The sequence below is a fragment of the Pseudomonas sp. BJP69 genome (genome assembly GCF_007633355.1).
Taxonomy (GTDB): Bacteria; Pseudomonadota; Gammaproteobacteria; order Pseudomonadales; family Pseudomonadaceae; genus Aquipseudomonas; species Aquipseudomonas juntendi.
The window spans coordinates 3713889-3738054 of the sequence record NZ_CP041933.1 but is presented as its reverse complement, the minus strand read 5'-3'; the positions used below and the strand labels follow the sequence as shown (position 1 = coordinate 3738054).

General features: G+C 58.4%; 29 protein-coding genes and 3 pseudogenes. 11 read left to right on the top strand and 21 right to left on the bottom strand.

Translation table 11 applies throughout. The features are described 5' to 3' along the window. Positions 1 to 24: 24 nt before the first annotated feature. From FPB55_RS17480 to fecB, 4 genes and pseudogenes are all read left to right on the top strand, one after another. Positions 25 to 1347: a CitMHS family transporter gene (locus tag FPB55_RS17480; protein ID WP_144188897.1), complete on the top strand. Its 1323-nt coding sequence runs from the start codon at positions 25 to 27 to the stop codon at positions 1345 to 1347. An 88-nt stretch (positions 1348 to 1435) separates the two neighbouring features. Next, positions 1436 to 2743 carry an MFS transporter gene (locus FPB55_RS17475; RefSeq protein ID WP_144188895.1) on the top strand — a complete coding sequence of 436 codons (1308 nt, stop codon included), beginning with the start codon at positions 1436 to 1438 and terminating at the stop codon, positions 2741 to 2743. A gap of 68 nt (positions 2744 to 2811) precedes the next feature. Next, the gene (locus FPB55_RS17470) at positions 2812 to 3738 is read left to right on the top strand and encodes a GntR family transcriptional regulator (protein ID WP_144188893.1); all 927 of its coding nucleotides are present in this window, start codon (positions 2812 to 2814) and stop codon (positions 3736 to 3738) included. A gap of 138 nt (positions 3739 to 3876) precedes the next feature. Then, a pseudogene (fecB, locus tag FPB55_RS17465) lies at positions 3877 to 4089 on the top strand (Fe(3+)-dicitrate ABC transporter substrate-binding protein FecB); the annotation flags it as partial. A gap of 222 nt (positions 4090 to 4311) precedes the next feature. On the opposite strand, the gene FPB55_RS17460 reads toward fecB, so the two are convergent. After that, positions 4312 to 5154: a DUF4062 domain-containing protein gene (locus tag FPB55_RS17460; RefSeq protein WP_144188891.1), complete on the bottom strand. Its 843-nt coding sequence runs from the start codon at positions 5152 to 5154 to the stop codon at positions 4312 to 4314. Between the two features lie 425 nt (positions 5155 to 5579). Further along, entirely contained in the window at positions 5580 to 5912 is a 333-nt protein-coding gene (locus FPB55_RS17455) for a hypothetical protein (RefSeq protein ID WP_144188889.1), read from the bottom strand. A 71-nt stretch (positions 5913 to 5983) separates the two neighbouring features. Between FPB55_RS17455 and FPB55_RS26755 the strand changes: the two genes are divergently transcribed. Together FPB55_RS26755 and FPB55_RS17450 are read left to right on the top strand one after the other, a co-directional pair. After that, positions 5984 to 6343: a transposase gene (locus FPB55_RS26755; protein ID WP_009685034.1), complete on the top strand. Its 360-nt coding sequence runs from the start codon at positions 5984 to 5986 to the stop codon at positions 6341 to 6343. Further along, positions 6340 to 7185 carry an IS3 family transposase gene (locus FPB55_RS17450; RefSeq protein ID WP_033690846.1) on the top strand — a complete coding sequence of 282 codons (846 nt, stop codon included), beginning with the start codon at positions 6340 to 6342 and terminating at the stop codon, positions 7183 to 7185. Before FPB55_RS26755 ends, FPB55_RS17450 begins: the two co-directional genes overlap by 4 nt. 135 nt (positions 7186 to 7320) lie before the next feature. On the opposite strand, the pseudogene FPB55_RS17445 reads toward FPB55_RS17450, so the two are convergent. Further along, a pseudogene (locus tag FPB55_RS17445) lies at positions 7321 to 7446 on the bottom strand (transposase); the annotation flags it as partial. A gap of 144 nt (positions 7447 to 7590) precedes the next feature. Between FPB55_RS17445 and FPB55_RS17440 the strand changes: the two are divergent. Then, positions 7591 to 8340, top strand: a complete 750-nt coding sequence (locus FPB55_RS17440; protein WP_178097524.1) for a DUF2321 domain-containing protein — start codon at positions 7591 to 7593, stop codon at positions 8338 to 8340. Between the two features lie 100 nt (positions 8341 to 8440). Further along, entirely contained in the window at positions 8441 to 9130 is a 690-nt protein-coding gene (locus tag FPB55_RS17435) for a hypothetical protein (RefSeq protein WP_144188887.1), read from the top strand. A gap of 162 nt (positions 9131 to 9292) precedes the next feature. Here FPB55_RS17435 and FPB55_RS17430 read toward each other — a convergent pair whose 3' ends face one another. Beyond that, positions 9293 to 10099, bottom strand: coding sequence for a hypothetical protein (locus FPB55_RS17430; protein WP_144188885.1), 807 nt, complete (start codon positions 10097 to 10099; stop codon positions 9293 to 9295). 255 nt (positions 10100 to 10354) lie between these two features. Here FPB55_RS17430 and FPB55_RS17425 point away from each other — a divergent pair, with 255 nt between their 5' ends. Further along, complete coding sequence (locus tag FPB55_RS17425; protein WP_144188883.1) at positions 10355 to 11023, top strand: hypothetical protein; 669 nt, start codon at positions 10355 to 10357, stop codon at positions 11021 to 11023. Here the strand turns inward: FPB55_RS17425 and FPB55_RS17420 are convergent. After that, entirely contained in the window at positions 10934 to 11656 is a 723-nt protein-coding gene (locus FPB55_RS17420) for an AbrB family transcriptional regulator (RefSeq protein WP_238706599.1), read from the bottom strand. The genes FPB55_RS17425 and FPB55_RS17420 overlap by 90 nt on opposite strands. A 324-nt stretch (positions 11657 to 11980) precedes the next feature. On the opposite strand from FPB55_RS17420, the gene FPB55_RS17415 reads away from it, so the two are divergent. Further along, the gene (locus FPB55_RS17415; RefSeq protein WP_144188880.1) at positions 11981 to 12292 is read left to right on the top strand and encodes a hypothetical protein; all 312 of its coding nucleotides are present in this window, start codon (positions 11981 to 11983) and stop codon (positions 12290 to 12292) included. On the opposite strand, the gene FPB55_RS26750 is transcribed toward FPB55_RS17415, so the two are convergent. The 4 genes and pseudogenes from FPB55_RS26750 to dusA form a co-directional block, all read right to left on the bottom strand. After that, on the bottom strand, positions 12265 to 12459 hold the full coding sequence (locus tag FPB55_RS26750; RefSeq protein ID WP_275113714.1) for a transposase: 195 nt from the start codon (positions 12457 to 12459) through the stop codon (positions 12265 to 12267). The two genes, FPB55_RS17415 and FPB55_RS26750, sit on opposite strands and share 28 nt — an antisense overlap. Before the next feature lie 682 nt (positions 12460 to 13141). Continuing rightward, positions 13142 to 14071: pseudogene (locus FPB55_RS17400) on the bottom strand (alkaline phosphatase family protein); the annotation flags it as partial. A 71-nt stretch (positions 14072 to 14142) separates the two neighbouring features. Then, complete coding sequence (tal, locus tag FPB55_RS17395; protein ID WP_029885861.1) at positions 14143 to 15069, bottom strand: transaldolase; 927 nt, start codon at positions 15067 to 15069, stop codon at positions 14143 to 14145. Positions 15070 to 15264: 195 nt separating this feature from the next. Further along, the gene (gene dusA / locus FPB55_RS17390) at positions 15265 to 16239 is read right to left on the bottom strand and encodes a tRNA dihydrouridine(20/20a) synthase DusA (protein WP_144188876.1); all 975 of its coding nucleotides are present in this window, start codon (positions 16237 to 16239) and stop codon (positions 15265 to 15267) included. 133 nt (positions 16240 to 16372) lie between these two features. Here dusA and FPB55_RS17385 point away from each other — a divergent pair, with 133 nt between their 5' ends. Beyond that, entirely contained in the window at positions 16373 to 17515 is a 1143-nt protein-coding gene (locus FPB55_RS17385) for a site-specific integrase (RefSeq protein WP_144188874.1), read from the top strand. Here FPB55_RS17385 and FPB55_RS17380 read toward each other — a convergent pair. From FPB55_RS17380 to FPB55_RS17335, 12 genes are all read right to left on the bottom strand, one after another. Beyond that, positions 17484 to 17765 (bottom strand): pyocin activator PrtN family protein, encoded by a 282-nt coding sequence (locus FPB55_RS17380; protein ID WP_144188872.1) that lies wholly within the window; start codon positions 17763 to 17765, stop codon positions 17484 to 17486. The genes FPB55_RS17385 and FPB55_RS17380 overlap by 32 nt on opposite strands. A 10-nt stretch (positions 17766 to 17775) precedes the next feature. Continuing rightward, complete coding sequence (locus tag FPB55_RS26395; RefSeq protein WP_178097521.1) at positions 17776 to 17952, bottom strand: hypothetical protein; 177 nt, start codon at positions 17950 to 17952, stop codon at positions 17776 to 17778. A 38-nt stretch (positions 17953 to 17990) separates the two neighbouring features. After that, entirely contained in the window at positions 17991 to 18347 is a 357-nt protein-coding gene (locus FPB55_RS17375) for a hypothetical protein (protein ID WP_144188870.1), read from the bottom strand. Positions 18348 to 18399: 52 nt separating this feature from the next. Further along, the gene (locus tag FPB55_RS17370) at positions 18400 to 18684 is read right to left on the bottom strand and encodes a hypothetical protein (RefSeq protein WP_144188868.1); all 285 of its coding nucleotides are present in this window, start codon (positions 18682 to 18684) and stop codon (positions 18400 to 18402) included. 43 nt (positions 18685 to 18727) lie between these two features. Continuing rightward, positions 18728 to 19252, bottom strand: coding sequence for a hypothetical protein (locus FPB55_RS17365; protein WP_144188866.1), 525 nt, complete (start codon positions 19250 to 19252; stop codon positions 18728 to 18730). Continuing rightward, positions 19249 to 19518, bottom strand: a complete 270-nt coding sequence (locus FPB55_RS17360) for a hypothetical protein (RefSeq protein ID WP_144188864.1) — start codon at positions 19516 to 19518, stop codon at positions 19249 to 19251. The genes FPB55_RS17365 and FPB55_RS17360 overlap by 4 nt, the downstream gene beginning before the upstream one ends. After that, the gene (locus FPB55_RS26390) at positions 19515 to 19673 is read right to left on the bottom strand and encodes a hypothetical protein (RefSeq protein WP_178097487.1); all 159 of its coding nucleotides are present in this window, start codon (positions 19671 to 19673) and stop codon (positions 19515 to 19517) included. The genes FPB55_RS17360 and FPB55_RS26390 overlap by 4 nt, the downstream gene beginning before the upstream one ends. Positions 19674 to 19735: 62 nt before the next feature. Further along, positions 19736 to 21184 carry a hypothetical protein gene (locus FPB55_RS26385; RefSeq protein WP_178097520.1) on the bottom strand — a complete coding sequence of 483 codons (1449 nt, stop codon included), beginning with the start codon at positions 21182 to 21184 and terminating at the stop codon, positions 19736 to 19738. A 14-nt stretch (positions 21185 to 21198) separates the two neighbouring features. After that, positions 21199 to 23133 carry a DNA cytosine methyltransferase gene (locus tag FPB55_RS17350; RefSeq protein WP_144188862.1) on the bottom strand — a complete coding sequence of 645 codons (1935 nt, stop codon included), beginning with the start codon at positions 23131 to 23133 and terminating at the stop codon, positions 21199 to 21201. Between the two features lie 63 nt (positions 23134 to 23196). Continuing rightward, entirely contained in the window at positions 23197 to 23559 is a 363-nt protein-coding gene (locus FPB55_RS17345) for a hypothetical protein (RefSeq protein WP_342782630.1), read from the bottom strand. Beyond that, a complete protein-coding gene (locus FPB55_RS17340) occupies positions 23531 to 23896 on the bottom strand; it encodes a hypothetical protein (protein WP_144188860.1) in 366 nt (121 codons plus the stop codon). Before FPB55_RS17340 ends, FPB55_RS17345 begins: the two co-directional genes overlap by 29 nt. Before the next feature lie 81 nt (positions 23897 to 23977). Continuing rightward, positions 23978 to 24166 (bottom strand): hypothetical protein, encoded by a 189-nt coding sequence (locus FPB55_RS17335; RefSeq protein WP_144188858.1) that lies wholly within the window; start codon positions 24164 to 24166, stop codon positions 23978 to 23980.

Below are 24166 nucleotides of genomic sequence, written 5' to 3'. Positions count from 1 at the left end.
CGCCAAAACAATAAGGAGAGCGACATGTTTCTGACCCTACTCGGTTTTTCGATGGTCACCTGTTTTATGTACCTGATCATGACCAAGCGGCTTACCGCCTTGGTTGCCCTGATCGTGGTACCGATCGTGTTTGCCCTGATTGGTGGCTTCTATGCCGGTCTGGGCGCAATGATGCTCGACGGCATCAAAACCCTGGCGCCGACTGGCGTCATGCTGACCTTCTCGATTCTTTACTTCGGCATCATGATCGACGCGGGGCTGTTCGATTCATTGGTGCGCTGCATTCTGAAGATCGTCAAAGGCGACCCCCTCAAGGTGCTGGTCGGGACCACTATCCTGACCATGTTGGTGTCGCTCGACGGCGACAGCTCCACCACCTATATGATCGTGATCGCTGCATTCCTTCCGCTGTATCAGCGTTTGGGTATGAGCGTTCTCGGGTTGACCTGCGTGGTCAACATCGCCAACGGCATCATGAACATCTCTCCCTGGGGCGGCCCGACCGCTCGCGCTGCAGCTGCGCTGCATGTCGATGCCATGGATATTTTCCTGCCCATGGTGCCGTCGATGTTGCTGGGGTGTGGGTGTTTGCTGCTCATTGCGATCGTGCTCGGGCGGCGCGAGCGTGCACGTTTGGGGGTGATTGCAGTGCATGATTTCCACAACGGTGCGATCGCCTTGGGTAATGGTTCGCATGAAGAATGCGACCGTAACCGTCGTCCGCGCATGTTCCTGCCAAACCTGCTGCTCACCGCCACGATGATGGGCCTTCTGGTGATGGGCCTAGTGCCAATCCAGGTGTTGTTCATGGTCGGCTTCGCGATTGCGGTGATGCTCAACTATCCACATCTGGAACAGCAGAAAGAGCGAATCTCTGCCCACGCTGGCAACGTTCTGGCCGTGACGTCGGTGATTTTCGCCGCGGGCATCTTCACCGGCATTCTTTCCGGTACAGGCATGGTCGATGCTATGGCAAAGGGCATGCTGGCAGTCATCCCGGATGCCTTCGGGCCTTACCTAGCGGTATTCACCGCGCTGGTCAGCATCCCGTTCACCTTCTTCATGTCCAACGATGCTTTCTACTTCGGCATCCTGCCGGTGCTTGCCCAGACTGCAGCGACCTATGGCATTACGCCTCTGGAAATCGCTCGGGCCTCGGTGGTGGGGCAACCGGTTCACTTGCTCAGCCCGCTTGTGCCTTCGCTCTACCTGCTGGTGGCGTTGGCGAAAGTCGACCTGGGCGACCACCAGCGCTTTGCATTGAAGTGGGCGCTCCTGGTCAGCATGGCCATGTTGGTAGGTGGCGTGATGTTCGGAGCATTCCCGCTCTATCACTCAGCTTCGTGAGTCGGTGGCTGGCCGTCGGCTCTGCTGGCGGTCGGCTGCCGGTGCTTGTAGCCGGCGCAACCGCGCCTAGAAAAATAAAGGTGTAACCATGCCGTACCGTAGAGCCTGGATTGCTGTATTTCTGTTCTCTCTGGCGATGATCAATTACATGGACCGAATTGCCCTGTCCATCGCTGCCAAACCCATCGCCGAGGAATTTAATCTCAGTGCAGTCGGCATGGGATACCTCTTTTCCTCATTTATCTGGAGTTATGCGCTTTTCCTGATTCCTGTAGGTGTGCTGATCGACCGCTACGGCGCCAAGCGCATCGGTGGTTTCGGTATTCTCGTGTGGTCGGCTGCTACGGCGCTGACCGGGGCAGCGATGAACTTCGCTTCGCTGCTGGCTGCGCGGCTTGTTATGGGCGCTGGTGAATCGGTCAGCAACCCGGTCGGGGCTAAGGTGATTCGTGAGTGGATCCCGAGCCAGGAACGCGGCACCATCACCGCTGTTTTCAACAGTGGCTCGTACGCTGGGCCAGCGATTTGCTCGATCGTTCTTGCGATGCTGGTCGCCAGTGTTGGGTGGCGCTGGTCCTTCGTGATTGCCGGCGGCATCGGTTTTGTTTGGCTGTTGGCTTGGTACCTTTTCTACGGCAAGCCTGAAGATGTGAAGTGGCTGAGCAATCAAGAGCGTAAAACCATCCTGGACTCGCGCTCCGGTGGTGGCCAAGCGGGTGGTGCTGCAGTCGCTCCGTATGGTCTTAAGCGCCTGCTGAAGACTCCGACCCTCTGGGGTCTTGCTCTGACCCAAGGCTGCAACGTTTACACCCAATATCTCTTCCTGACCTGGTTGCCGAGCTACCTTCAGCAAGAGCGTCATTTGACGTTGGAAAAAAGCGGTCTGGTGACTGCTATCCCTTATGCTGCGGCTGTTGTGCTCTGCATCGGCCTGGGCAAACTTAGTGACTGGTACCTGACTCGTGGCGGGGGTGTGAGCTCGGGTAAGCGCCGCAACGTAATTGCGATCTCGATGCTGATTGCGAGCTGCATCCTTTTGGTGCCATTCGCTGACTCTACTGCATCGCTGGTCTTGATTTCGTCGCTGACCTTGGCAGGTATTGCCTCGACCACTTCGCTGAATTTCTCCCTGCTCAATGATCTGCTGCCAAGTGCCGGGGATGTTGGTCGTGCGGTCGCGTTCATTGTTGTTGGCGGCAATCTCTTCGGTGTGGCGGCTCCGATCGTCACTGGCTACGTTGTCCAGGCCACAGGCTCGTACAACTGGGCCTTCATGATCGCAGGCATCCTCCTGGTGGCTGGTGCGGTTATTGCACTGACTATGACTCGTAAGCCAATGGTCCCAGCTACAGTTGAGACCGAACCCAATTTGGAAATGAGCCCGCAAAAGGCATAATGTAGGTGCTGAGGGGTTCGTCTGATTGGAAGAGCCCCCACAATCCAATGCCCCAACTCGGAAAAGATATGAATCTGACGCCTCTTCAAGCCCGTGTAGCTCGCGATATCGTTGCCTATGTTCGCCAAGAACAACTGGCTGCAGGGCATCACGTCTCGGAGCTCGGACTAGCCAAGGCTTTGAAGACGTCACGGACTCCTATCAAGATTGCCCTGAACTACCTCGCTGAGCGAGGAATGCTGAGTCAGGACCGCAATCGCGGTTTTTTCCTGGCCAAGCCCTATGACGATCTGGCTGAAATTGCCCAGGATTTGTCGGTCTCCATCGACGATCCGATCTATCAACAGATCGCGGTGATGCGACTGAACGGACAGATTCCTGAGCAGTTTGCTGAAACCGACCTGATGCGTTTATTCAACATTTCACGCTATATGCTGCGTGGTGTGCTGAGCCGCATTCAGCAGGAGGGCTGGATCGAGCAGCGTGCCGGCCAAGGCTGGCAGTTCCTGCCGATGATCGACTCGGTCGAAGCCTATGAAGAAAGCTATTCCTTCCGAGCGATCATAGAGCCGGCAGGCCTGCTTGCCCCCACGTTCATGGTCGATACGGATGCCTTGGCTCGCTGCAGGAAGCAGCAGCAATTCATTGCAGATGGCGGCTACCTGACCATGACGCCCCAGGAGCTGTTCGAATCGAATGCCCAGTTCCACGAGACGCTTGCCAGCTTTTCCGGCAACAGATTTCACGTCCAGACGGTTCGGCGCCTCGACCAGCTTCGCCGTTTGGTGGAGTACCGTCAGGCTAGCAAGCGTGCACCTCGTCGAGAACAGGCAGTTGAGCACCTCGCTATCCTCGCTTGCCTGGAAAAAGGTGATCGCCTTGCAGCTGCTGACCATATGCGTAAGCACCTGGAGCAAGCTCGCCGGCATAAAGTTGCTGCTGAGTTGTTTGAGGCGGTTGAGCTGCCTGTTGAAGCTGCTTTTGAGTCGGCCTGAGCCGACAGTCTGATCCGCTTGTTCTGTGCCGATGTATTTCCGCTTTAAATCGCGCATCGCTGACCTAATGCGTCAGCGTGCGCCCATCCGCTCCGAACCTGTCGATGCCTGGCAGAGTGACGTCACAAAGGGACCACTATGCGAACCCCCGCACCACTCAGGATTCTTTTTTCCTGCGCGTTGATTGCTTTCTCCTGCATCAGTCATGCAGCCCCTATCGAAGTGAATGATGGTCAGCACGCAGTCAAACTGGCGGATGCGCCGAAGCGCGTGGTGGTCCTTGAATTTTCGTTTTTGGATAGCTTGGCTGCCGTAGGGGTGACTCCCGGTGCCGCTGATGACGGCGATGCATTGCAGACGAAGCAAGATCTTGAACGGTTACAGACCAAGCAGGTGGAGGCATGCATTGGCTTGGTGGTATCGCTTGGTGGTGGGTGGGTACGGTCATCGAGCTGACGTTATGCACTGATCACGAGTAAAGCCTCGTCCTTAACGATTCCAAAATAGGCTTTCTTAGCACACGAGAAAGCCCATCTATCGTGCGGCAAGGCTGTAGCCTCTGCTTACAAGACGCTACAACTCAATCATATCGGCAACCTGATAGCCGAGGTTCGTGATCTCGAAAACTTCGCCTTTGTGGCCCCGGGCGGTGATGAGTGCTTCGGAAAGCAGTTGTTCAAGCGCCGCTTCCCACTTTGCGATCTCACGCCGCTCTTCGGACGGGGTCAGATTCTTCCCGTTCGTTTGTACTGAGCTGCCGCCGATATAGCGGGCATAGATGATTGTTCCATGGGAGTCTTTGCTCGCTTCCTTGAGCAGTATCCTCGCTTCAGTTGAAAGCGGCGGGAGCGTAGTGCGGGATCCCACAATCTCTTCAGTCACCACCTTAGGCACTGACTTTCTGAAAATCTCATGCTCGTTCACCTTCAGCTGAAGGTGACGATAAAACTTTTCTTTGAAGTCACTGTGGCTATCGTAGCCTTGATACAGGCCGCGGCTTTGGCACGAATCCTTGAACTGCTTGAGTCGCTTGACCTGATCCAGGTCCACCGTATCCATTGCCACCGGTTGGCTTGAGAAGTAGAGCATTGTTGGATTTCCGGTTGCGATATGCTCCTCAATCTCCTCAACTGTGCCGCTGATGTGGTGCTCGGTAGGGGTGCCGATCCGGGTCCAAAATACTCCTACCAATATGTCGCATTTCGATAGGATCTGCTTGTTGATGATGGCTTGTGCAGGCTCGCCCATTTCCGGTGAGGAGTGGGTTTCCCAGCCGATCGGGAGCAGCACGATCTTGCGAGTACTGGAGTGCACTGCATTCCACTCGTAGATCACATCGCGGATTATCGCTCTCTCGGACGCTACATCGCCCGGTGACGCGATCATGACATTGAAAGCGGTAGCTTCGTAACTCACGCGTACATCTCCTTAGCAGCAAAATGGACCGCGGCCAGCCTGCGATCACATACGTACATCTGAGGTGTTCCTGCAGCTCGAATTGTAGGATTGCCGTGTTCGGCTCACAACTGGGCTTAAAGCCTTATGTGCGGATTCAAAATCTAGGAAAACCTTGGCGCGCCGAGGTGGGACGGTATGCCGCCGGCGAACTCACCTTCCGAACTCCAGCATTAAGGGTGATCGCGTCCGCTTAAAAATACGCGGACACCATCGCCCTTTATTTGGGCGATCGGTAGGTGTGTGTTCAGCGTTCACTTCGAAGAATCCGCCTGATGAGCCAGGAATGGTGTCCACGTAAATTAGGCGGACACCATGACTTGCAGCGGGTGGGGCGGGAGATGTGTTGACCAGACGGTTACCACTCTCACGCAGGGCGTACTTATTCACCGCCTTCCAAAGGGCGTTGACGTGCTTTTACTTGCTGTTGATTGTGGAGGTTTCTGGGTTGCTGCTAGTTTCCGTTGCTCAAGTTGTTTGGCAACAACACCTACAGGGACGCCGTCTTCGAAGGATTGCAGTGCGTGAGCATGTTCCCCTGCATCTAGTTTTCTACCGAGAATCTCCTCCAATATCAGCAAATAGGACCGCTTTAGTAGCTGTTCGACCACCTCAGCGGCATCAGCTCCCGGAGGCGCAAATCCAACCAAAAATTCCTCGTACTTGGTCAGTGGTCGGGGCATTGCCTTCTGTACTTCATCCACAGTAACTACGCTCATTTTTAGCTCTTCCTAGGCAAAAACCCATTGTAAGGCAATCTAAAAGTAAGCGTCCGCCCTGAACTGGCCTAATGATTTTGGACATCTTCATCGGGCGCTATGATGGCGCCCAATTGGAGGCAAAATCAGTGCGTAAATCTTACTCAAGAGAATACAAAGTCCAAGCTGCCGAAATGGTGCTGGACGGTGGCCAGTCAGTCCCCGAAGTCTGCGCGGCCCTTGGGCTTGGGCCTACGGCGTTGCGTCGTTGGGTTGAGCAGGTGCGTGAAGAGCGAGCCGGCAAGGTTCCAGCTGGAGCCAAAGCGATCACTCCCGAGCAGCAACGAATTGAAGAACTCGAAGCGCTGGTTCGGCAAAAAGATCGGGATATCGAAATCCTAAAAAAGGCCAGTGCTCTTCTGCTTCGGGACTCCAAAGATCGTTCTCGCTGATCAACGAGCTGAGTGAGCAATACCCTGTTATCGACTGCTGCCGCGTGCTTGGGGTCAAGCGCAGCAGCTTCTACGCGTGGCGCAAACGCCAAGGGCGTGAAAACCCGGCCAGGGATGCTCTGCGTCTGCTTGCGGTTAAGCACTTCAACGCGTCACGAAGTGCCTCTGGCTCGCGAACGCTGGTGCAGGAATTGCGGCGTGAGGGCCATGAAGTCGGGCGATTCAAGGTGCGCGCGTTGATGCGAGAAGCTGGCCTGAAATGCAAGCAGCGCAGGCCGCACCGGTATCGGTCATCGGGCGCGGAAGCACTGATCGCGGAGAATCAGCTGAAGCGTAATTTCAAAGTTTCGACAATCAATGAGGTTTGGTGTGGCGATGTGACTTACATTCAGGTTGGCAGGCGCTGGTTGTACCTGGCCGCCGTGATTGATCTTTATGCCCGCCGAGTAGTGGGTTGGGCGTTCTCGATGATTGCAGATGCCAATTTGGCTTGTAACGCCTTGCGCATGGCAGCTGAGTCGCGAGGTAGGCCAGCGGGTGTAATGTTTCATTCAGACCAGGGCTGTCAGTACGCCAGCCATAAATTCAGAGCCACGCTCGATGAGTACAACTTGAACCAGAGCATGAGCCATCGAGGCCAATGCTGGGATAACGCTGCCATGGAGCGGTTCTTCGGAGCGTTGAAGTCAGAGTGGATGCCCGCAGGGGGCTACGAGACCGAAGCGCAGGCACGAGTAGATATCCAGGCTTATCTGATGCGCTACAACCTCAAGCGTCTCCACAGCTACAACGGCTATGAAACGCCGGTAGCCATGGAGGAAAAGCTCAAGATAGCGGTATGAACCTTAACCGGTGTCCAAAATTACTTGACCAGTTCACCCCAACTCACTTTGCGTGAGCTGGGGCGGAATTCTCTGACGGGATAGCAGCCCGTCCTTGGTTGCCTCTTTGTCAGCACCGGCACCCTAGCGAGACTGCTGACGCAGTGCATCGACCAGCGGCTGGAGCTGCACGCCGGTTTGTCCGACCCACTGGACCAAGGTCCAGCGAGCAATGGCCAGCCCGGCGCGACCAAAGATCTTTTCCTGCCGTTACAGCGGCAAGTCATAATGAGTTCAGCAGACGCCGCTGTACCCTCAGCAGGCCAGGTCAGAATTCCGGAGCAGTCATCACTGCCCAGAACAACACGGTAAGATCCCAACCTGGAAAATTTAAGAGCGCACTGAGCAAAGCATTGAGGTAACCAAGTGGGACAACAAGATGCCCAACAAGTCTGTCTGAACGGACACCAGATCACCGACTCCTATCATCGATCCCGCGAATTCAGGCAACGGCACTGTTCGCAATGTGGCGCCGCAACGATCCACCAATGCCAATCGTGCGGCACTGAAATTCGAGGCGACTACCACGTGGACGGTTTTTTTGCTCTTGGAGATCCCACACCCGTCCCAACGAATTGCGAGGGGTGCGGCGCACAGTTCCCTTGGGCACAGAGAAAGCAGGAGCTGGCCGCAACTGCCGGAGACTCAAGCGCTGATGGGTTCAAACTCCTTGAGCACATTTGCAGCCGGTTTCATTTGGTCGTTAAGCAGCTCCGCACGCGACACGCCGAGCGAAACTCACTCATCGTTAATGACGAGTACGACGTTCAAGACCTGCTGCACGCTCTGCTGAGGGTTCATTTCGACGACATTCGGCCCGAAGAGTGGACCCCGAGCTACGGTGGCGCCAACTCGCGAGTGGACTTCCTGCTCAAGGAAGAACAAATCATCGTCGAAGTGAAGAAAACGAGGGAAAGCCTCAAGGCGAGAAACATCGGCGAGCAGTTGATCATAGACATCGCACGGTATCGAGCGCACCCCGATTGCCGAAAATTGCTCTGCTTTGTCTACGACCCGGAGGGCTGGGTCAACAACCCCTGGAGCCTCGAAAACGATTTGAACTGTAAAGATGACGGCTTTGAAGTAAAGGTTCTCATCGTTCCCAAAGGACACTAGACGCAGCGGCCCCCTATTGCTCCTAGCGGCCAAACTCTTTGGTTGCTAGGCAATTTGGGCTTACACCGTACCGATTTCTACGCAAAGGAAGGACTTGCTCTTGTCGTTCAAGTGGGCAACCAAATGGACTCGATCTGACGCGATCGCGGGGCTCGCCCTTGCATTTTCAGCGGCAGCAGCTGCTATCGCATACCAAGCTGAAAATCGCGCAAACAAAGCAGAACGGCGGGAGGCAGAGGCCGTTGCGATCGCTGTTGGTGGCAAGGTGAGATCGTTCGCCACTCAGGCCGAACTCTCTGCTCAATTCATCCAAGGATTTCTGGACCACAAGAAAACTAGTCCTAAAGACCATCTCCAAATGGATGCGTACATCATAGGCCTTGCCACAGACCTAGATCTTCCAGAGCTAGTGCTCATACCAGAACAGATCGCCGCCTTGGCTCATACCGACAGTAACGTGGCAGCACTACTGACTGTTTGCTCTGACCGACGCCAGGGGGTTCAGGCGGATGCTAAAAAACTAACTGGAGCGCGCCCTGGCCAACTGACAAAAAAACAACTTTCTGCCGCTCAGATAATGCCCTACCACTTGCGCGAGATGGGCAGGGCCTGCAAAGCATCGCTGGAGGCGCTCGAAGTCCTTTTGCCAGACCTGCCCATAATCTTGGGCCCCATTCCTAACACTGTTGGTGAAATGATAGAGGCTGAAACGTCCGCACTTAGCGCTAGGCTTCAAGGCCACTACATGAAGTTTCTCGATAAGCAAGCCGAGGACTCCGGCCATGACTAGAACGACGGCGGTTCAGGCCCCTTTACGCTTCGCTATGAGGCCTTGAGGTATCCACGAGCCAAGGGCCGCACAACACTAGGCTCGAATCACTTGCCCCCCAACACAGCACTGGGTAGGTCCTGCTCCATGAGAGGCTTTGGCGACTTGGCCTGGAGCCGAGGATCAGTCACGGCGCTCAGGGAAAATGCCTCTGAACTGTGAACTGGAGGAGCGGCGGATGACAGGTGTGGCCGAAAGCTGTCGAGCAAAGTAGTAATTTTTTGCACGGGCGATCGCGCTTTGATTGATGGTCGCCACTTCGTCGCTGCTCAGCACGCAATCAGGCACGTCTGCAACGATCGCCAACCTGGGCGAGATCGGCACGATCATCATGTCTTCAAAACTATCCGGCACCAGGAAGTCAGCCGACGCAGAACGAGCGATGCCCCACTGCATCGACTTATTTGCCTCGATGAAAGTCCTTTCATAGCCAAAAACGTGAATGCTCGCGAGCAGCCTCCCCTTCATGACACCGTCCGCAACGTACATAGCATGCTTACTCTCGATGGCCTCTTCCTGCGCCTTAGTCAGTGACTCACCCTCAATGCCGTGAAGTCTGACGTCATCCAAGCCCTCGATTCTGAATTTTTGTCTCGTACGCCATAGGGAAAAAAACTGCTCAACAATGAGCTTTTCCCAAACCCCGATAGTAGTCACTGTGCCGCGCTCGATCGCATCAGCCAGTGCCTGGAATTTGTCCTCAATGCGCCTACTCACCGCCGCTTCCGTCTTCTGGTCCCAGGCCCTCTGCGCACAGAAAATGCGGTTGTTAGGCTTGAGCCTTATGACCTTTCGGTGCGGTATCGAGAAAACCTCCACGCATCCATCATTGCCCGCGAAGCGCGCAATACTTGCCTTCGGAAAGACGTGCTGGTTGATCGTAAATTGGTGGGGATTGCCTTGTTGTGTCGGCTCGAATTTCACATCCATGTCCTCTGTACTTAGCCGCTGAGGGACCAATGTCGTTAGTATCGGCTTCATGCAGATTGAAGCGCGTCATCGCTGCTATGGCACAGCTTAAATCATGCCGCTGCAAGGGATAACTTGCGTGGCTAGGGGGAAAAATGGAGAACGATGGAAAGGCTGTCAGCCTGCTGAAAAAAAGGCTCCAGCATCCCAGGTGCCAGTGTAGGTACTGTGGTCTCCGCACTCATTGGCGGCAGTGTGGCCGGGATGTCAGGCTCAGTGGCCGGAGTCGCCGCCGCTAAAGCTTGCGAGATGGTCGTAGAGGACATTGCTCAACGTATGCTATCGACCCGCGAGCAACACAAGGTCGGGGGCGTTGCAGCATTGGCCATCGACGGGATACGTGAGCGGCTTCTCTGGGACAGTCCTCGTAATGACGGGTTCTTCGAGAGAACAGAAGACGATCAGCCCTCACCAGGCGAAGAACTATTCGAAGGTGTGCTTCTAGCTGCGAAGCAGGAGCACGAACGGAAGAAGCTGGAGTACATCGCCCGCTTCTTCACCAACTTGGTCTTCAAGCCCGATTTCCAACCCGCAGAGGCCAATCACCTACTCGCAATCGCCGAGACGCTCACGTATCAGCAGTTCTGCATCCTGGCCGTGATCGCCAATCGCGAGAGGTTCGCTCTGCGGTCTGAAGCTTGGCCCGAACGGGGTGTGATTCCAACGGAGAAGCTCGACCTAGCCCATCAGGCCTTCTACCTCTACCAGAGGCAATTCCTGGTCAGCATAGACCCGCAGAGAGGTCAGGCGGGTTTCGTGTATGACATAGCGCATACCCTTCCCATTCAGGGCCATCTATCGCCTGCAGGTCAGAGAATCGTGGAGATCCTCGGTCTGGGAGAAATCCCATATACGGAACTGGAAGAGGTGGCGAACGGCTTGTGATGAAGCATTTACGAACCGCGAATCGACGGGATGCGAGTCCATGAATGCACGCCCCCAGGCTACGGCAAAGCCGGTCGGCAGCATGATGGCCAGCCATGACCAGTCTGCAAGGGCCGGCATGCTGCGCGTTCCGGTACCAAGCCCCCAGGTGACGGCTGCCGGGATAACCAGAACGATCAGAACGAGTCGAAGGCTGTGAGCGGCAGCTACGCGAGCGCGATCCGCCTGATATCGCTCACCCAGGATGATCATCTCCGCTGAATTGGCTGGCATCAGGGAGAAAAAACTAGTCGGTAGATCAACCCCGCTTCGGTTGATCAGCGCGATTCCGATGAGTGCTGTCAGCAGTGTGAGTAAAGCGGCAATAAGCATCATGAGGAAGTGGTTTGATACCTCACTCAAGACAGCCGCTGAGAAGTGCATACCGATCACTGAGGCGATCAACCATTGGCCAACTCTTCTACCGTTAGGTACGTCTCTCAAGTTCCAACCGGAGCAGCGAACGATGATGACCATGACCATGGATCCAACCATCCAGGGAAGTGGCCAGCTAATGCGCTCTGCGCAGAGAGCGCCGAGTGCGCCTACTGCGGGCGTGACGAGGAAGAGGGGAAGCACGAGGCGTAGCTGCATAATTTGTCTCTGGCTTTTCGGGCTCGGGCTTAGCGCGACTCGGCGATTCATCAATCCAGTATTCTCGCGCCCTGCGACTTTTCAGAGCTCGCCATTGATGTCTTGAGTGTAGATAATCAGTAGGTTAGCCATGATCCAAGCTGCTTTTTTGTCACCAGAGATTGCATTTAGTTTTAAGTAAAGTCAATGTTTTCGCCAGCCAACGGTACCTTTGCAGCTCTAGCCTCACGGGTGAGCTTCCGTCGTCTTGCTCTGAGTGCGTACCAGCTGGCCATGAGGCTGTATGCTGAGCGCAGAAGTCAGAGGAGCTTGCAGGAATCAGTTATGAAAATAACCGGAAGAGTCGAAGTCGAGACCGTAACTGATGTCGTGTGCGATGTATGTCGTTGCTCAACCCGCTTCGATACTGGCGGGCATCAGTTCGGCACGCTACAAGCACACTGGGGCTATGGCACTGCCCATGACGGGGAGCGCTATGAGGTGCACCTGTGTGAGGATTGCTTCTTCCAAACATTGGCGTACCTCAAGCAGGAGCGGCGAACTCAACATCTGTTCAGCGAGGATGGCCAAGATCTCATCGATAATTTCGGTCTGGTCGCAAAGGATGATTATTTCGGTGAAACCGGAAGCCGATAGAGTGAAGCAGCTACGGGCTGATCTCGATAGAGCGGCATCCATTTGCGGATGACGTTGGCATTGATGCCGTGGCTGATGGCGACACTGGACACCGTCGCGCCAGGTTGCAGGCACTCCTGAACGACCTGAGCTTTGAATGGTTTGGGATAAGAGCTTCGTTGGCGTATGGAAATCCTGGCGATAAGGGTGATCGCGTCCGCTTAAAAATACGCGGACACCATCGCCCTTAAAATTGGAGTTCGGAAGGTGAGTTTGCCGGACGCTTACGGCTCAAGGCGTTAAATGTATACACAATGCTCAATTCGCCCCAAAAGCGGGCTCACTCGTTCATACCCCGCTCCAGTCGTCAGTATGCTGCAAGGCATTTGATGTGCTAGTCCGATGGCGGGCTTGTACAGCCAGAGCAGGGCAAGCGTTCGAGATCCAAGCACATGCGTAGCTAGTGCTAATGCCTGCTGGCACCTTCCCACGAAACACCGGTGGACGAGGCTCCAGCAACCCAGCGGTGCAATGGGGCAAAACGCGATGATTTCAGTTTTGTTCATGTGGACCCCTCGAGGTCTTTGGGCAGAATAATTTCGGCTTCTCTTCTGCACCTGATGAAGCCAGTGAGCTGTAAAAGCGAATTTCAGTCTTGCATCGTAAATTCTGGACGACCTGCCAAATAAGTCGAAGCATGCCGCCGGCATGCGCACCGACTAGCATGCCATACGATGGAAGAAAAAGTGCTGAAGCTCATATCGCGGTAAGTGAGCGTCTTGGTTCGCTTGCGGACAACCGGATTTTCAGAGTGTTGTCCATTTCTGGGTTACGTATAGATTAAGCCGCCAGCACATCTACGTTCGGACTATCGTCGAAGATCATCAGGCAGGGCAGGTGGGCCATGGCCCTAGCCACTTGGCCGAGGTTTTCGGCAAACCCGCGGACCAGCGGCAGCTCGTGCTGGTAACGGGCCTGGTGCTGGTCGCTGAGCCCGGCTGGCATGGCCAGGTCGACCAGCTGCCACGGCACGGGTGACCACACCAGCAGGTACATGGCCATGACTTCGGCGAAGGTCACCAGGTGGTTGTCAGCGTTGCTGGAAGAGAAGATCGGTTTGCGCTTGCCACCGAAAAACCGCTCACGCAGGGTTTCGTTGAGCTTCTGTGCCGGCAACAGGTCTGCGCGGTGATAGTAACTGGCCGGGTGCTGGTACAGCGCCTGGCTGTCGGTGACCACCGCACCTTCAAGTTGCTCGTCGAACAGGCCCAAGCGCGCGATCAGGCTGTGGATGGCACGCAGCATCGGCCCGGCCACGTCGTCGGCATACACCTGGTCGCCGGTCATCAGCAGCACGGCGGGGCGGTCTTGCGGGGTTGTGCAAGCCTGCAGCAGGCGGTCTGCGCACAGCAGGCCGTCGGCCGCAGGGTGGTGCGGTTTGCGGCAGGAGCCATGCAACAGGTGGTCGAGGCGCTCGCGCAACACCAGGTTGGGGCGCTGGTTGCCGGGGTAGAGCAGGTGAGGTGCCCAATCGGCGATGCCCCTGCCATTGATCAGCAGGTCATAGTCCAGCAGCTGGTTGCAGGGCAGCGGGCCGCTGAAATGGATGTCCAGCAAGTGAATGAAGGCCTGCTTGCCTACGGCTACCACCTGGCAGTCGACCTGGGCCTCGCTGGCGGTGCAGACGAATTGCGCGTGCAGCGGTTCGGTGGCGACCAGCCAGATAGCGAGGCGCTGGGGTTCCAGGCGCCGCAGGACCGGGCCGGCCAGTACGAGGGGCAGCAGTGTAGGGGCGGTCATCAACAGCTCGGGAAGGGTATGGGGCGCAAGGTGCTTGGCACTTTACGCCCGCCTGGCGGGGCCGAAACTACTCAGGCGTTTTCAGCCATCAGTTTTTCCAGCTTTTCCTGGTCCCGGGCAAACTGGCGGATGCCCTCGGCCAGTTTCTCGGTGGCCATGGCATCTTCGTTCATTGCCCAGCGGAACTGGCTTTCGTTCAGCACCTGCTTGGCCTCGCCAGCATTGCCTGGCTTGAGCATGCGCGGCAACTCACCCTGGTCGCTGCTCAATTGGTCGAGCAGGTCAGGGCTGATGGTCAGGCGATCGCAGCCCGCCAGTTGTTCGATCTGGCCGATGTTGCGGAAGCTGGCACCCATGACGACGGTGTCGTAGCCATTGGCCTTGTAGTAGTTGTAGATGCGCGTGACCGATTGCACACCCGGGTCTTCGGCGCCCACGTAGTCCTGGCCAGTGCTTTTCTTGTACCAGTCGTAGATCCGGCCCACGAACGGCGAAATCAGGAACACCCCGGCATCCGCACAGGCCTGGGCCTGGGCGAACGAGAACAGCAGGGTAAGGTTGGTCTGGATACCTTCCTTTTCCAGCTTCTCGGCAGCGCGAATGCCTTCCCAGGTCGAGGCCAGTTTGATCAGCACGCGGTCACGGCCGACGCCGGCTTTTTCATACAGGTCGATCAACGCCCGGGCCTTGGCCAGCAGGGCCGGTTCGTCGAATGACAGGCGGGCATCCACTTCGGTGGAGATGCGCCCGGGAATGACCTTGAGGATGCCCGAGCCAACGGCCACGGCAAACTTGTCGCAGGCCAGGTCGACATTGCCCTTGGCATCTGCCTTGACCTGCTTGAGCAGGTCCGCGTAACCGCTGATGGCAGCGGCTTTGAGCAGCAGCGACGGGTTGGTGGTGGCATCGACCGGTTTCAGGCGGGTGATGGCGTCCAGGTCTCCGGTATCGGCGACCACGGTGGTGAACTGCTTGAGTTGTTCCAGCTTGGAGGTCATGGGCGTGCTCTGTCCTGTGCAATGACTCGACATTACCCGAGCCCCGACGGCCGCTCAAGGGCCGGTAGGCGCGGGCCTGCCACGAAGGGTGGTGTGAAGATGATATTCGAGTCCGGCGCCACCCCGAGGTTCCGCACACCACCAAACCACCGCGCGTGCTGGCGTCATCTGCACCCGCTGTCGCTACACAGCGCATCAGCGCCCCTGAAGCAGCTCCACTGCCTGGTCGAACACGGCCAGCGGCTGCGCCGCCTTGTGAATATCCGCCGACAGCAGCTGACGGAAGCGCCGGGCGCCCTTGAACCCCTGGGCCAGCCCCAGGATGTGCCGGGTGATATGGTGCATCGCGCCACCACTTTCCATGTGCGCCACGATGTACGGCCGTAGCTGCGCCAACGCCTCGCTGCGGCTGATCACGGCAGCTTCGCTGCCGAACAGTTGTTGATCCACCTCCGCCAGCAGGTACGGGTTGTGATAGGCCTCACGCCCCAGCATCACCCCGTCGAAGGTTTGCAGGTGCGCCTGGCACTCGCCGAGGGTTTTGATTCCGCCGTTCAGCACAATCTCGAGGTCCGGGAAGTCGGCCTTCAATTGCGCTGCCACGTCGTAGCGCAGCGGTGGGATCTCGCGGTTTTCCTTCGGCGAAAGCCCTTCCAGAATCGCGATGCGCGCATGCACGGTAAAGCTGCGGCAGCCCGCTTCGCGCACTTGGCCAACGAAGTCGCACAGCTCGGCGTAGCTGTCGCGCCCATTGATGCCGATGCGGTGCTTGACCGTCACCGGGGTGGCTACCGCATCGCGCATGGCCTTCACGCAATCAGCCACCAGCGCCGGGTGGGCCATCAGGCAGGCACCGATCATGTTGTTCTGCACCCGGTCGCTCGGGCAGCCGACATTGAGGTTGACCTCGTCGTAGCCGGCTTGCTCGGCAAGGCGGGCACAGGCCGCCAGGTCGGCAGGCACGCTGCCGCCCAGCTGCAGGGCCAGCGGATGCTCGGAAACGTCATGCCGCAGGAAACGGTCGGCGTCGTTGTGCAGCAGGGCGCCGGTGGTGACCATTTCGGTGTAGAGCAAGGTTTGCTTGGACAGCAGGCGCAGGAAGAAGCGGCAATGGCGATCTGTCCAGTCCATCATCGGAGCAACAGAAAACCGCCTTACTACCGTATCCATTGGGCGTGCCGCGTTTTCTGGTGTTTCGGGGTGCATTCGGGTTTCTCTCATTCTCTATCGTTTACCACCTTTTTTGCTTATTCTCCAAACCCCGTTGCTGAATTTCAGCAAAGGCATCGGAGGATTTAGCAAAATGGGCACCATCACTACCCGCAAAAGGAAAGACGGGTCTACCACCTATGACGCCCAGATCAGGATCATGCGCAAGGGCGTGAAAGTCTATCAGGAAAGCCAGACCTTCGATCGGAAGACTACGGCCCAGGCCTGGATCAGGAAGCGCGAAGCCGAACTGCACGAGCCGGGGGCGATCGAGAAAGCCAACCGGAGCGGGGTAACCGTCCGTCACATGGTGGAGAAGTATCTGGACCAGTACGAGAAGCTCCGGCCGCTGGGTAAGACCAAGCGCGCCACTTTGCTGGCCATCAAGGAAACCTGGCTGGGCGATGTCGTCGACAGCGAACTGACCAGCCAGAAGCTGGTTGACTACGCCATGTGGCGTATGGAGAAGGACGGCATTCAGGCGCAGACCGTTGGCAACGATCTGGCCCACCTCGGTGCCGTGCTGTCTGTTGCCAGGCCGGCCTGGGGGTATGAGGTCGACCCGCACGCCATGCCCGACGCACGGAAGGTGCTGCGCAAGATGGGAGCGGTCACTCGGAGTCGTGAGCGTAACCGGCGGCCGACGCTAGCCGAGCTCGAGAAGATCCTCAAGTACTTCGAAGAGATGCGTGACCGCCGCAAGCAGGAGATCGACATGCTGCGGGTGGTGCTGTTCGCGCTGTTCTCAACTCGTCGCCAGGAGGAGATCACTCGCATTCGCTGGGACGCGCTGAACGAGAAGGACCAGTCGGCGCTGATCACCGATATGAAGAACCCGGGCCAGAAGTACGGGAACGACGTATGGTGCCATCTGCCGGACGAGGCCTGGCGGATTCTGCAGTCTATGCCGCGCGTGGCAGACGAGGTGTTTCCGTACAACTCGAAGTCGGTGTCCGCCTCATTCACCAGGGCCTGCAATTTCCTTGAGGTGGATGACCTACACTTCCACGACCTCCGCCATGATGGCGTCAGCCGGCTTTTCGAAATGGGGTGGGATATCCCGAAGGTGGCCTCTGTTTCTGGTCACCGGGATTGGAACTCGATGAGGCGCTATACGCACCTGCGGGGGAATGGCGATCCATATAAAGGATGGGAATGGATCGAGAGGGTGATAACGGGCCCCGTGATCGAGGCCCAGAAGCGGATTACGAGACGCGTCGAAGACCGCGACCCATGAGCTTGTCGTGCTCGGTCTTGGCTTTCTGGTGCTGCTCGTCGAGGTAGGCAGCCAGGTCGTTCAGGTGCACGCCCCGGGCGGACTTCTGGCTGCTCTCCATGCAGACGAGCGGCAGGTTGATCTCGCCCCGGGCGACCTTGCCCTTCATCTTCTCCGGGGTCAGGTGGCTGAAATAGTCGAGGCACACGCGCTCGAGCGGGATGATTGCCTGGCCACCGTACTGGGCCATGAGCAGGAAATAGGTGTTCATGCGGACCTCCTTAGGCCAGAAAGTGATGCCCGACCTTCGCCGCCCTGGCGGCTTCCTCGGTGCGGAACATGAGTTCGGTTTTGCCTGGGCGTCCTTCCGATTCGTACTCTGCCGATATCCACCAGTGGCCGAACTTGCGGTACGGCTCGCCGAGGATCTTCGTGACGTAGCAGTCGATCATGTTCATGGATGGTCTCCACGCCGCCGGTGGCGGCAGGTTGGTGGTCAGGCTGCTTTCTGTGAGTGCGCGGCGTCACGGCGGCGGCAGATTTGCACCTGCAGCCGGTAGGATCGGAAGCGGCGGCCGTCACCTGATGCAAGCTCCGGAGCCAGGTTGGCCAAGTCCTCTTCCAGCATGCCGAAGTAGTAGAGGTGCTCTCCGTCGCCCATCCACTCGGGTTGGGCTGTCGCCCAGTCGCGGGCCTGAACGCACGGAAGGCAGGTCTTGAAGCTTTCCATCGAGCCCTCCCAGCACCCAGCCACCAGCTGGTACCGTTGCCCGGGATCGATGTGCCCTCGACATTCGCAGCAGGTATGGCGCTTCCGGGCCACGGGCTCGGTCGTGGTCTGAAAATCAGACATTGGTTGCTCCTCCCCCGCGCATGTCGGCGGGCTTGAGTAATTGGGGGTGTGGTTAGGCGCCCTTGAACGGAACGACGTTTTCGAGCTCGCGCTTCACGCCGCCGGCGTCGCGGAAGGCTTTCCACTCAGCATGGTGGGCCGCGCAGTAATGGACGTCAGGGGCAACTTCGGTTGAGCAGTGTCGGCACAGGCTGCGATCGCAGGTCTTGCCATCGCCAACCGGGTAATCGCACAAGTTCGCCGAGACATCGCCGCATCCAGAACAGTGCGGTCCCAGGTCGCCGCAGATATGGCCCCTTGGGTTGCGGTTTTCGTCGTACAGCGTGTAACAGCTCATCGCGGCCTCCTTGCGATCAGGTAGGCCATGTAGGCGAGGGCGATCATGGCGCCACCTGCTTGCGGTAGCCGGCGTCGTAAATTCTCGCGGCCTCTCCTCGGCTGATGCAGGTCACCTTGACCAGCTCATGAATGGCTTTAGTGCGCTCATCTGCCGCGATCTGCTCAGGCGAGCGACGAGGGCGAACACGCTTGGCCTCGTCTCGATACATGGCAATCTTCTTGCCGCACTGAACCACGCAGAATTCCTCGCGGCCTTCCGGGTCTTCACCTACGGCAACGCAAACCCCGTCGTGCCATTTTTCGAAGTCTTCGCAGGCGAATGATGCTTCAACCAGTGTGCCAACAGGCGGCAGGCCTTCGCCATTCCACTCCCCGCCGGTTACGCGGCGCTCGATAGCCGACCAGGTCGGCTCATACTCTGGCCAGTCGGCTTCTACGACTACCGCATCCACAGTTGGGATGTCGTTCAGCCTGATCACGTCGCGCACCCAGCCGAGCTTGTGCTCGCTCAGGTCTTTCACCTTGAAGACGATGTAGCGCTCTTCACGTTCAAATTTCTCGCTCACAGCTCATACCTCTCATCAATCCAGCGCCCAGGCGCCATAGCGGGTGTAGGTTCGGGTTGGGTTTCGTGCGGGGAGAGCTGGCGCTGGTTGCCGGCCTGCAGCTGGCTGTCGGGGATGCAGCTCAGGCCGCCCGAGTAGGACCAGCACGTCACTGCACGCTGTTCGTCGTGAAACACCTGGAACACGTAGGGCATGCCTCGTGTTTCGCGTGGGTCTGCGCTGGCGCCGGTGGCCAGCAGCAGGAGGCAGAGGGCGAGGCGGGTCATACCGGCTCACCATTGACCGAGTAGCCGTAGTTGCAGACATCAAAGAACGCTTGCTGGGCTTCTTGAGCGATCTCTTCAGGAGTTGAGTCATCATCCATTTCAAACTCAACGTCTTCGCCGCCCGTAGGCCATTCGATATGCACGGTAATGCGCACGTGTGCTCCTTGGCCGCCATATCGCGGCAGTGAATAGAGGGGAGAGGGGTTACAGCGGGGTGTTACGGCTTGCGCTCCAGGGCGGCGCGGGCCGCCTCCACAGCTTCTGACAAATTCCCAAGACCTTGGCTGCGCAGCACACAAACTGCCGCCACAAGTGCGTCATGGTCGTGCTCAACCGGCGCGCTTTGAATGGCACAATCGCAAGGTTTGCTCATGCAGGACTGACAGCACGCATTCTTAAGCCTTGATGAAAGGTCCTCTGCGTTCTTCCGTATGACATCCATTCGGTCAACCGGCGCGCTCGGCTCTGCGCTATCGAAAGCCTTCCCGCATACGCAGTGCTTGACCTCTAGCGGATAGCTGCCCTGTGTCCCACACCTGCATTCTTGGTAATGGAAACCGCTACCGTCGAGCGCGTCGAACTCGCGCTTGTGCCGAATGCGCATTTCGTCACGGGTTTCCTGCTTTGCCGTGGTCGGCTCTGCGCTTGGTTTGCTTGGGATGCACAGGCAGTTGCCGTCCTGTACGCAAGCACATTCGGGGCAGTCGGGAGTGCGGAAGGGCTTATGCTCTGCGCTGGCGGATAAGGCGGCGTCGATCTGTGTCATTAGCTCGCGATAGCTCACATGCCAGTTGTTCAGGCCAAGCAACTGGTAGGCGAGTCGCAGCAGCGCATCCCGATCGGCCAACTGGGCGCGCAGCGTTTCGCGTTCGTCGCGAAGTCGTTCAACGAACTCCAATGCTTTATCGAGCTCCTCGCGCAGGGTAGCTACCTTGTTTGCGCAGGTCTGTCCCCGCACGCGGCGCCGTTCAATTTCTTCACGCAGCCGCTCAACCTCCCGATACAGCTCGGTCTTCTGTTCAGCCATTTCCATGCGGCGCCTGATGTGCTGATCAGCCACCTCGTCGAGATGTTCCTCCCAGTTTTTCTCACCCTGGAAAAGATAAGAATCGTCACCCAGTTTGGGCTCTTTTTTGCCAGGGTCCATAGGGGAGCCATGCAGCGGCCCGAGCCACTCGAAATCACCGCTTAGATCAGACACCGCATAGCCGTAACCAAAGTCTGTCTCTGTGGTGCGCTGGTGCAGGTTGCAACGCAGATCGCCATCATCATCGATGACTTGAATCAATGCTTCCTGGTCGAGGCCGTTACCACGAACCCAATAAGCCCCAGGTACCTTTGGTTTCACTGGCGACCACACCACCGGCTCACCCTGCACCGGCCGGCTATACAGCGGCCCCAGCTTGGCGATTTCGTCGAGGCAGGCGTTCCAGCCTTCATTATTGGCATCGACGAACACATCGCTCAGCTCTGTAGGTTGAGATTTGCGCGCAGGCAGCGCCACCGGTTCGGCCTCGTGCTGCTCGGCTGGCTGGGCCAGGATGGCGCGCAGGTCACGGGCAATGCTGCACTTGTTGTATTCCTGCAGCAAATCCGCCGCTTGCACAACGGCTTCGCGCGGCACGCTGACCATCTCTGTGCTGCTGGATCGGTTTTCTATGGGCATGGGGATGCCTCGCTTCATGCGGCTTCAGCTTGGGATGAGGTGGTGCGCCACGGGTCGTTTGCCCTGGCTAGGGCAGCCATTGGCGGCGGGCTGACGCTGTTGCCGCACATGTGCACCTGCTCGGTCTTGGTGAACGTCTTGCCGTCTGCGCCTTTGTCGATGATGTAGCTGGCCGGGAAGCCCTGGGCGCGGTACAGCTCATGTGGCTGGAGCATGCGCAGGCAGATGTCGACGATCACGTACGGCGTACCCTTCACGAACACCGTGACCAGCCCCAGGCGGTCTTTAGTGGTGACTGTCGGCGTTGGCGCGTCTGCTGCGCTGGTATTCTCGGTGCCGTAGTAGCTGATCAGGAATGCGGCGACGCGCAGGGCGCCTTCCTCATGTTCAGGCGAAAGCTTGTACTCGACCAGGGCGTGATGTTCGGCGCCGGCGGTCATTGTCGGCACCAGGTCATCTACGGGGCGGCCCACGCAGTTGCGCCGGAGCGTGGCCAGGCTGGCCGTCACCAGGCGCTGCTGGCTGCCGGTGTTGGTGACCGTGGTCAGTGGCTCGTCCGCGCCCTTGGCTGGCGTGGTGTTGAACCCGCCATTCGCTTGCTCAATGAAGGCGGTGACCAGGGCGCGATGGTTCTGCGTCATCAGCGTGCCCATAGGTTGATCGGCTGGCGCAGGCTTGCCAGCGTACACCGGCCCACCTGCCCCGATCATCACTGGGCTGGCCATCATCAACTCCCCGCGGTTGGCGGCAGTAACCGTGGGCAGCGGTTCACCGGGGTCGTTCACCCGGACAGTGCCCTGATGGGTTGCTGGCAGAATCACCGCGCTCGACAGTGCATGCTTCACGCCGCCGGCGACGACTGTACCCAACGGCTGATCCAGGCCTGGCACACGCGGCTGTTGGCCAGCACGTTCGCCGTATCCGGTCTGAACTAGGGTAGGGCTGGCCACGGCGAATGATCCCCCGCGCGGCCAGGAGGTGACCGTGCGCAGCGGCTCGGCGGCTGACTGGGCAAGCTCACCAGACCAGTTCGCGATCGGCACGATGAAGGGCTGCGGATTGTCCAGCACGAACTTCTTCATGCCCTTGGCCACGCGCCGCAGCGTTGCGGCTGCCAGTTCCTTCTTGCGACCGAAGATGCTCTTGCTCGGCACGCTCCAGTCGATGCAGTCGGCTGCCGTGCGCCACTTCTTCTGGCCCTTGGCTGGTTGCTTGGCGTGGGTAGGCTCAGGCCACACGATGGGCTGTCCGTCGCAGCGAGCGATCATGAACAAGCGTTCGCGGCTGGTCGGCGCGCCGAAATCACAGGCCTTGATGATGCGCCATTCCACCTGGTAGCCCATACCTTCAAGCAACTGCACGAAACGACGCCAGGTGATGCCGCGGCGCTTCGGGTCTGGCACGAGGAACTGCTGCTGCACCGGAACGCGCTCGCCAATTGCAGCCACGGTCCCGTCCAGCTTCATCACCCGACCGGTGGCCTTGTCGCGCTTGGCGATCAGCGGCCCCCACTGCAGGATCTGCTTCACGTTTTCCAGGCTGATCACGCGGGGCTTCTTCTTGCCGCCCCACTTGAGGCCGATCCACGACAGGTTGCGGATCTCGCGCTTGCGCGGCTGGCCGCCGGCAGCCTGGCTGTGGTGGGTGCAGTCGGGGCTCATGTGGAACCAGCCAACCGGTCGGCCCTGGCATTCTTCGTCCGGGTCGCCCTCGAACACGTCGGTGGTGAAGTGGCGCGCCGCCGGGTGGTTGGCGGTGTGCATGCTGATGGCCGCCGGGCTGTGGTTCTTGGCCACGGTGACCGGCCGACCCAGGCCCATCTCCAGTCCGGTACCGGCTCCGCCGCCACCGCAGAAGAAGTCCACCACGATCTCATCGTCTTGCGGATCGAAGCCAAGGCCGTACTGGGTTTTGAAGTCGAGCGGGTTCTTTTTCTGAAATGCAGACATGGGCGATCCTCGCCGGGGAGGCGTTATCGTTGAATAGGGGAAGGCGCTGGTGGGCAGCGCGAGTCAGCCGTTGCCGAGCAGCAACAGGCCGGTGTCGTCTGGGTCGTCGCCCAGCATCAGATCAGGCGCCCGAAGCTCGCGACCGATGCGGAACTGGTCGAGTCGTCGCGCCACAAAATCCGAGACAACAATTTCGTGGCGCGGCGCACTCAGGAAGTGGCGGGCCGCTTCAGGCCCTAATTCATGGATGCGGTGGATGAGCAGGGTCATGGCCTCGCCGTTTTCCTCGACCTCGGCCCATTGCATGATATCGGCCAGGGCCTGGCGGGTGCCTGATCGGGTTTTCATGCGCAGCTCTTCAATGCCGGCCTTGGCTTCTTTCTCCTTGCGCTTATCGTCACGCTGCTTCGACGTCAGAGCCATCATCGCCTCCATTGCGCACAAAGCGGGTGCCCGGGGCGTACTCCAGCAGGTCGCACACCCGGTTGATGATCTTGAGCGCTGCGTCGAACACCTTGGCGTCGTCCGGCTCGCGGGCCAGGCGCTTCATGTTCGGCTGGTGCTCCAGGCAGACCTTGTCGACCAGGCGCCGGGCCGGCCTGCGAAGGTGGTCGGCGCTGTCGTGCACGCGCAGGCTCAGCGCAAAGGCCAGGGCCACATCGTCAGGCCGGTACTGCCCGCCGCTGCGGGTGTTGTACAGCTTCTTGACCGGCCGATTCATCCAGGCCGGCAGGGTTACCACTCCAGAAGGTGCTTTCTGCATTTCGGTGCTCCGATAGGCCGCTTGGCGGGAGGTGGAACTGTTCTTGCCGCCGGCGCTGGCGGATCAAGGTGCTGATTCGCTTCATGCGGCGCGCGCCGAGGCCAGTTGGTCGTCGATCTCAACTACCTGCTGAGTGAGGTTTTCGATGGTTGCGGCGCCGCGTTTGCGCTGGGCGCTGCTCCACTGGCTGCTACGGTAGAAGAGCAGAGCGAGGTGGCGCTGCAGTTCCTGGCGTCGGCTGATGAGCGCCATGGCTTTGGTGATGGTCAT

Excerpts from the sequence above, each read along its gene's own strand:
- FPB55_RS17455 (WP_144188889.1), bottom strand. The coding sequence starts at position 5,912 with ATGAGCGTAGTTACTGTGGATGAAGTACAGAAGGCAATGCCCCGACCA.
- FPB55_RS26755 (WP_009685034.1), top strand. The coding sequence starts at position 5,984 with ATGATTTTGGACATCTTCATCGGGCGCTATGATGGCGCCCAATTGGAG.
- FPB55_RS17350 (WP_144188862.1), bottom strand. The coding sequence starts at position 23,133 with ATGTCTGCATTTCAGAAAAAGAACCCGCTCGACTTCAAAACCCAGTAC.
- FPB55_RS26395 (WP_178097521.1), bottom strand. The coding sequence starts at position 17,952 with ATGAACATGATCGACTGCTACGTCACGAAGATCCTCGGCGAGCCGTAC.
- FPB55_RS17340 (WP_144188860.1), bottom strand. The coding sequence starts at position 23,896 with ATGCAGAAAGCACCTTCTGGAGTGGTAACCCTGCCGGCCTGGATGAAT.
- FPB55_RS26385 (WP_178097520.1), bottom strand. The coding sequence starts at position 21,184 with ATGCCCATAGAAAACCGATCCAGCAGCACAGAGATGGTCAGCGTGCCG.
- FPB55_RS17420 (WP_238706599.1), bottom strand. The coding sequence starts at position 11,656 with ATGCAGCTACGCCTCGTGCTTCCCCTCTTCCTCGTCACGCCCGCAGTA.
- dusA (WP_144188876.1), bottom strand. The coding sequence starts at position 16,239 with ATGGATACGGTAGTAAGGCGGTTTTCTGTTGCTCCGATGATGGACTGG.
- FPB55_RS17475 (WP_144188895.1), top strand. The coding sequence starts at position 1,436 with ATGCCGTACCGTAGAGCCTGGATTGCTGTATTTCTGTTCTCTCTGGCG.
- FPB55_RS17480 (WP_144188897.1), top strand. The coding sequence starts at position 25 with ATGTTTCTGACCCTACTCGGTTTTTCGATGGTCACCTGTTTTATGTAC.
- FPB55_RS17370 (WP_144188868.1), bottom strand. The coding sequence starts at position 18,684 with ATGAGCTGTTACACGCTGTACGACGAAAACCGCAACCCAAGGGGCCAT.
- FPB55_RS17380 (WP_144188872.1), bottom strand. The coding sequence starts at position 17,765 with ATGAACACCTATTTCCTGCTCATGGCCCAGTACGGTGGCCAGGCAATC.
- FPB55_RS17415 (WP_144188880.1), top strand. The coding sequence starts at position 11,981 with ATGAAAATAACCGGAAGAGTCGAAGTCGAGACCGTAACTGATGTCGTG.
- FPB55_RS17430 (WP_144188885.1), bottom strand. The coding sequence starts at position 10,099 with ATGGATGTGAAATTCGAGCCGACACAACAAGGCAATCCCCACCAATTT.
- FPB55_RS17470 (WP_144188893.1), top strand. The coding sequence starts at position 2,812 with ATGAATCTGACGCCTCTTCAAGCCCGTGTAGCTCGCGATATCGTTGCC.
- FPB55_RS17335 (WP_144188858.1), bottom strand. The coding sequence starts at position 24,166 with ATGACCATCACCAAAGCCATGGCGCTCATCAGCCGACGCCAGGAACTG.
- FPB55_RS17375 (WP_144188870.1), bottom strand. The coding sequence starts at position 18,347 with ATGTCTGATTTTCAGACCACGACCGAGCCCGTGGCCCGGAAGCGCCAT.
- FPB55_RS17345 (WP_342782630.1), bottom strand. The coding sequence starts at position 23,559 with ATGATGGCTCTGACGTCGAAGCAGCGTGACGATAAGCGCAAGGAGAAA.
- tal (WP_029885861.1), bottom strand. The coding sequence starts at position 15,069 with ATGACCTCCAAGCTGGAACAACTCAAGCAGTTCACCACCGTGGTCGCC.
- FPB55_RS17385 (WP_144188874.1), top strand. The coding sequence starts at position 16,373 with ATGGGCACCATCACTACCCGCAAAAGGAAAGACGGGTCTACCACCTAT.
- FPB55_RS17360 (WP_144188864.1), bottom strand. The coding sequence starts at position 19,518 with ATGACCCGCCTCGCCCTCTGCCTCCTGCTGCTGGCCACCGGCGCCAGC.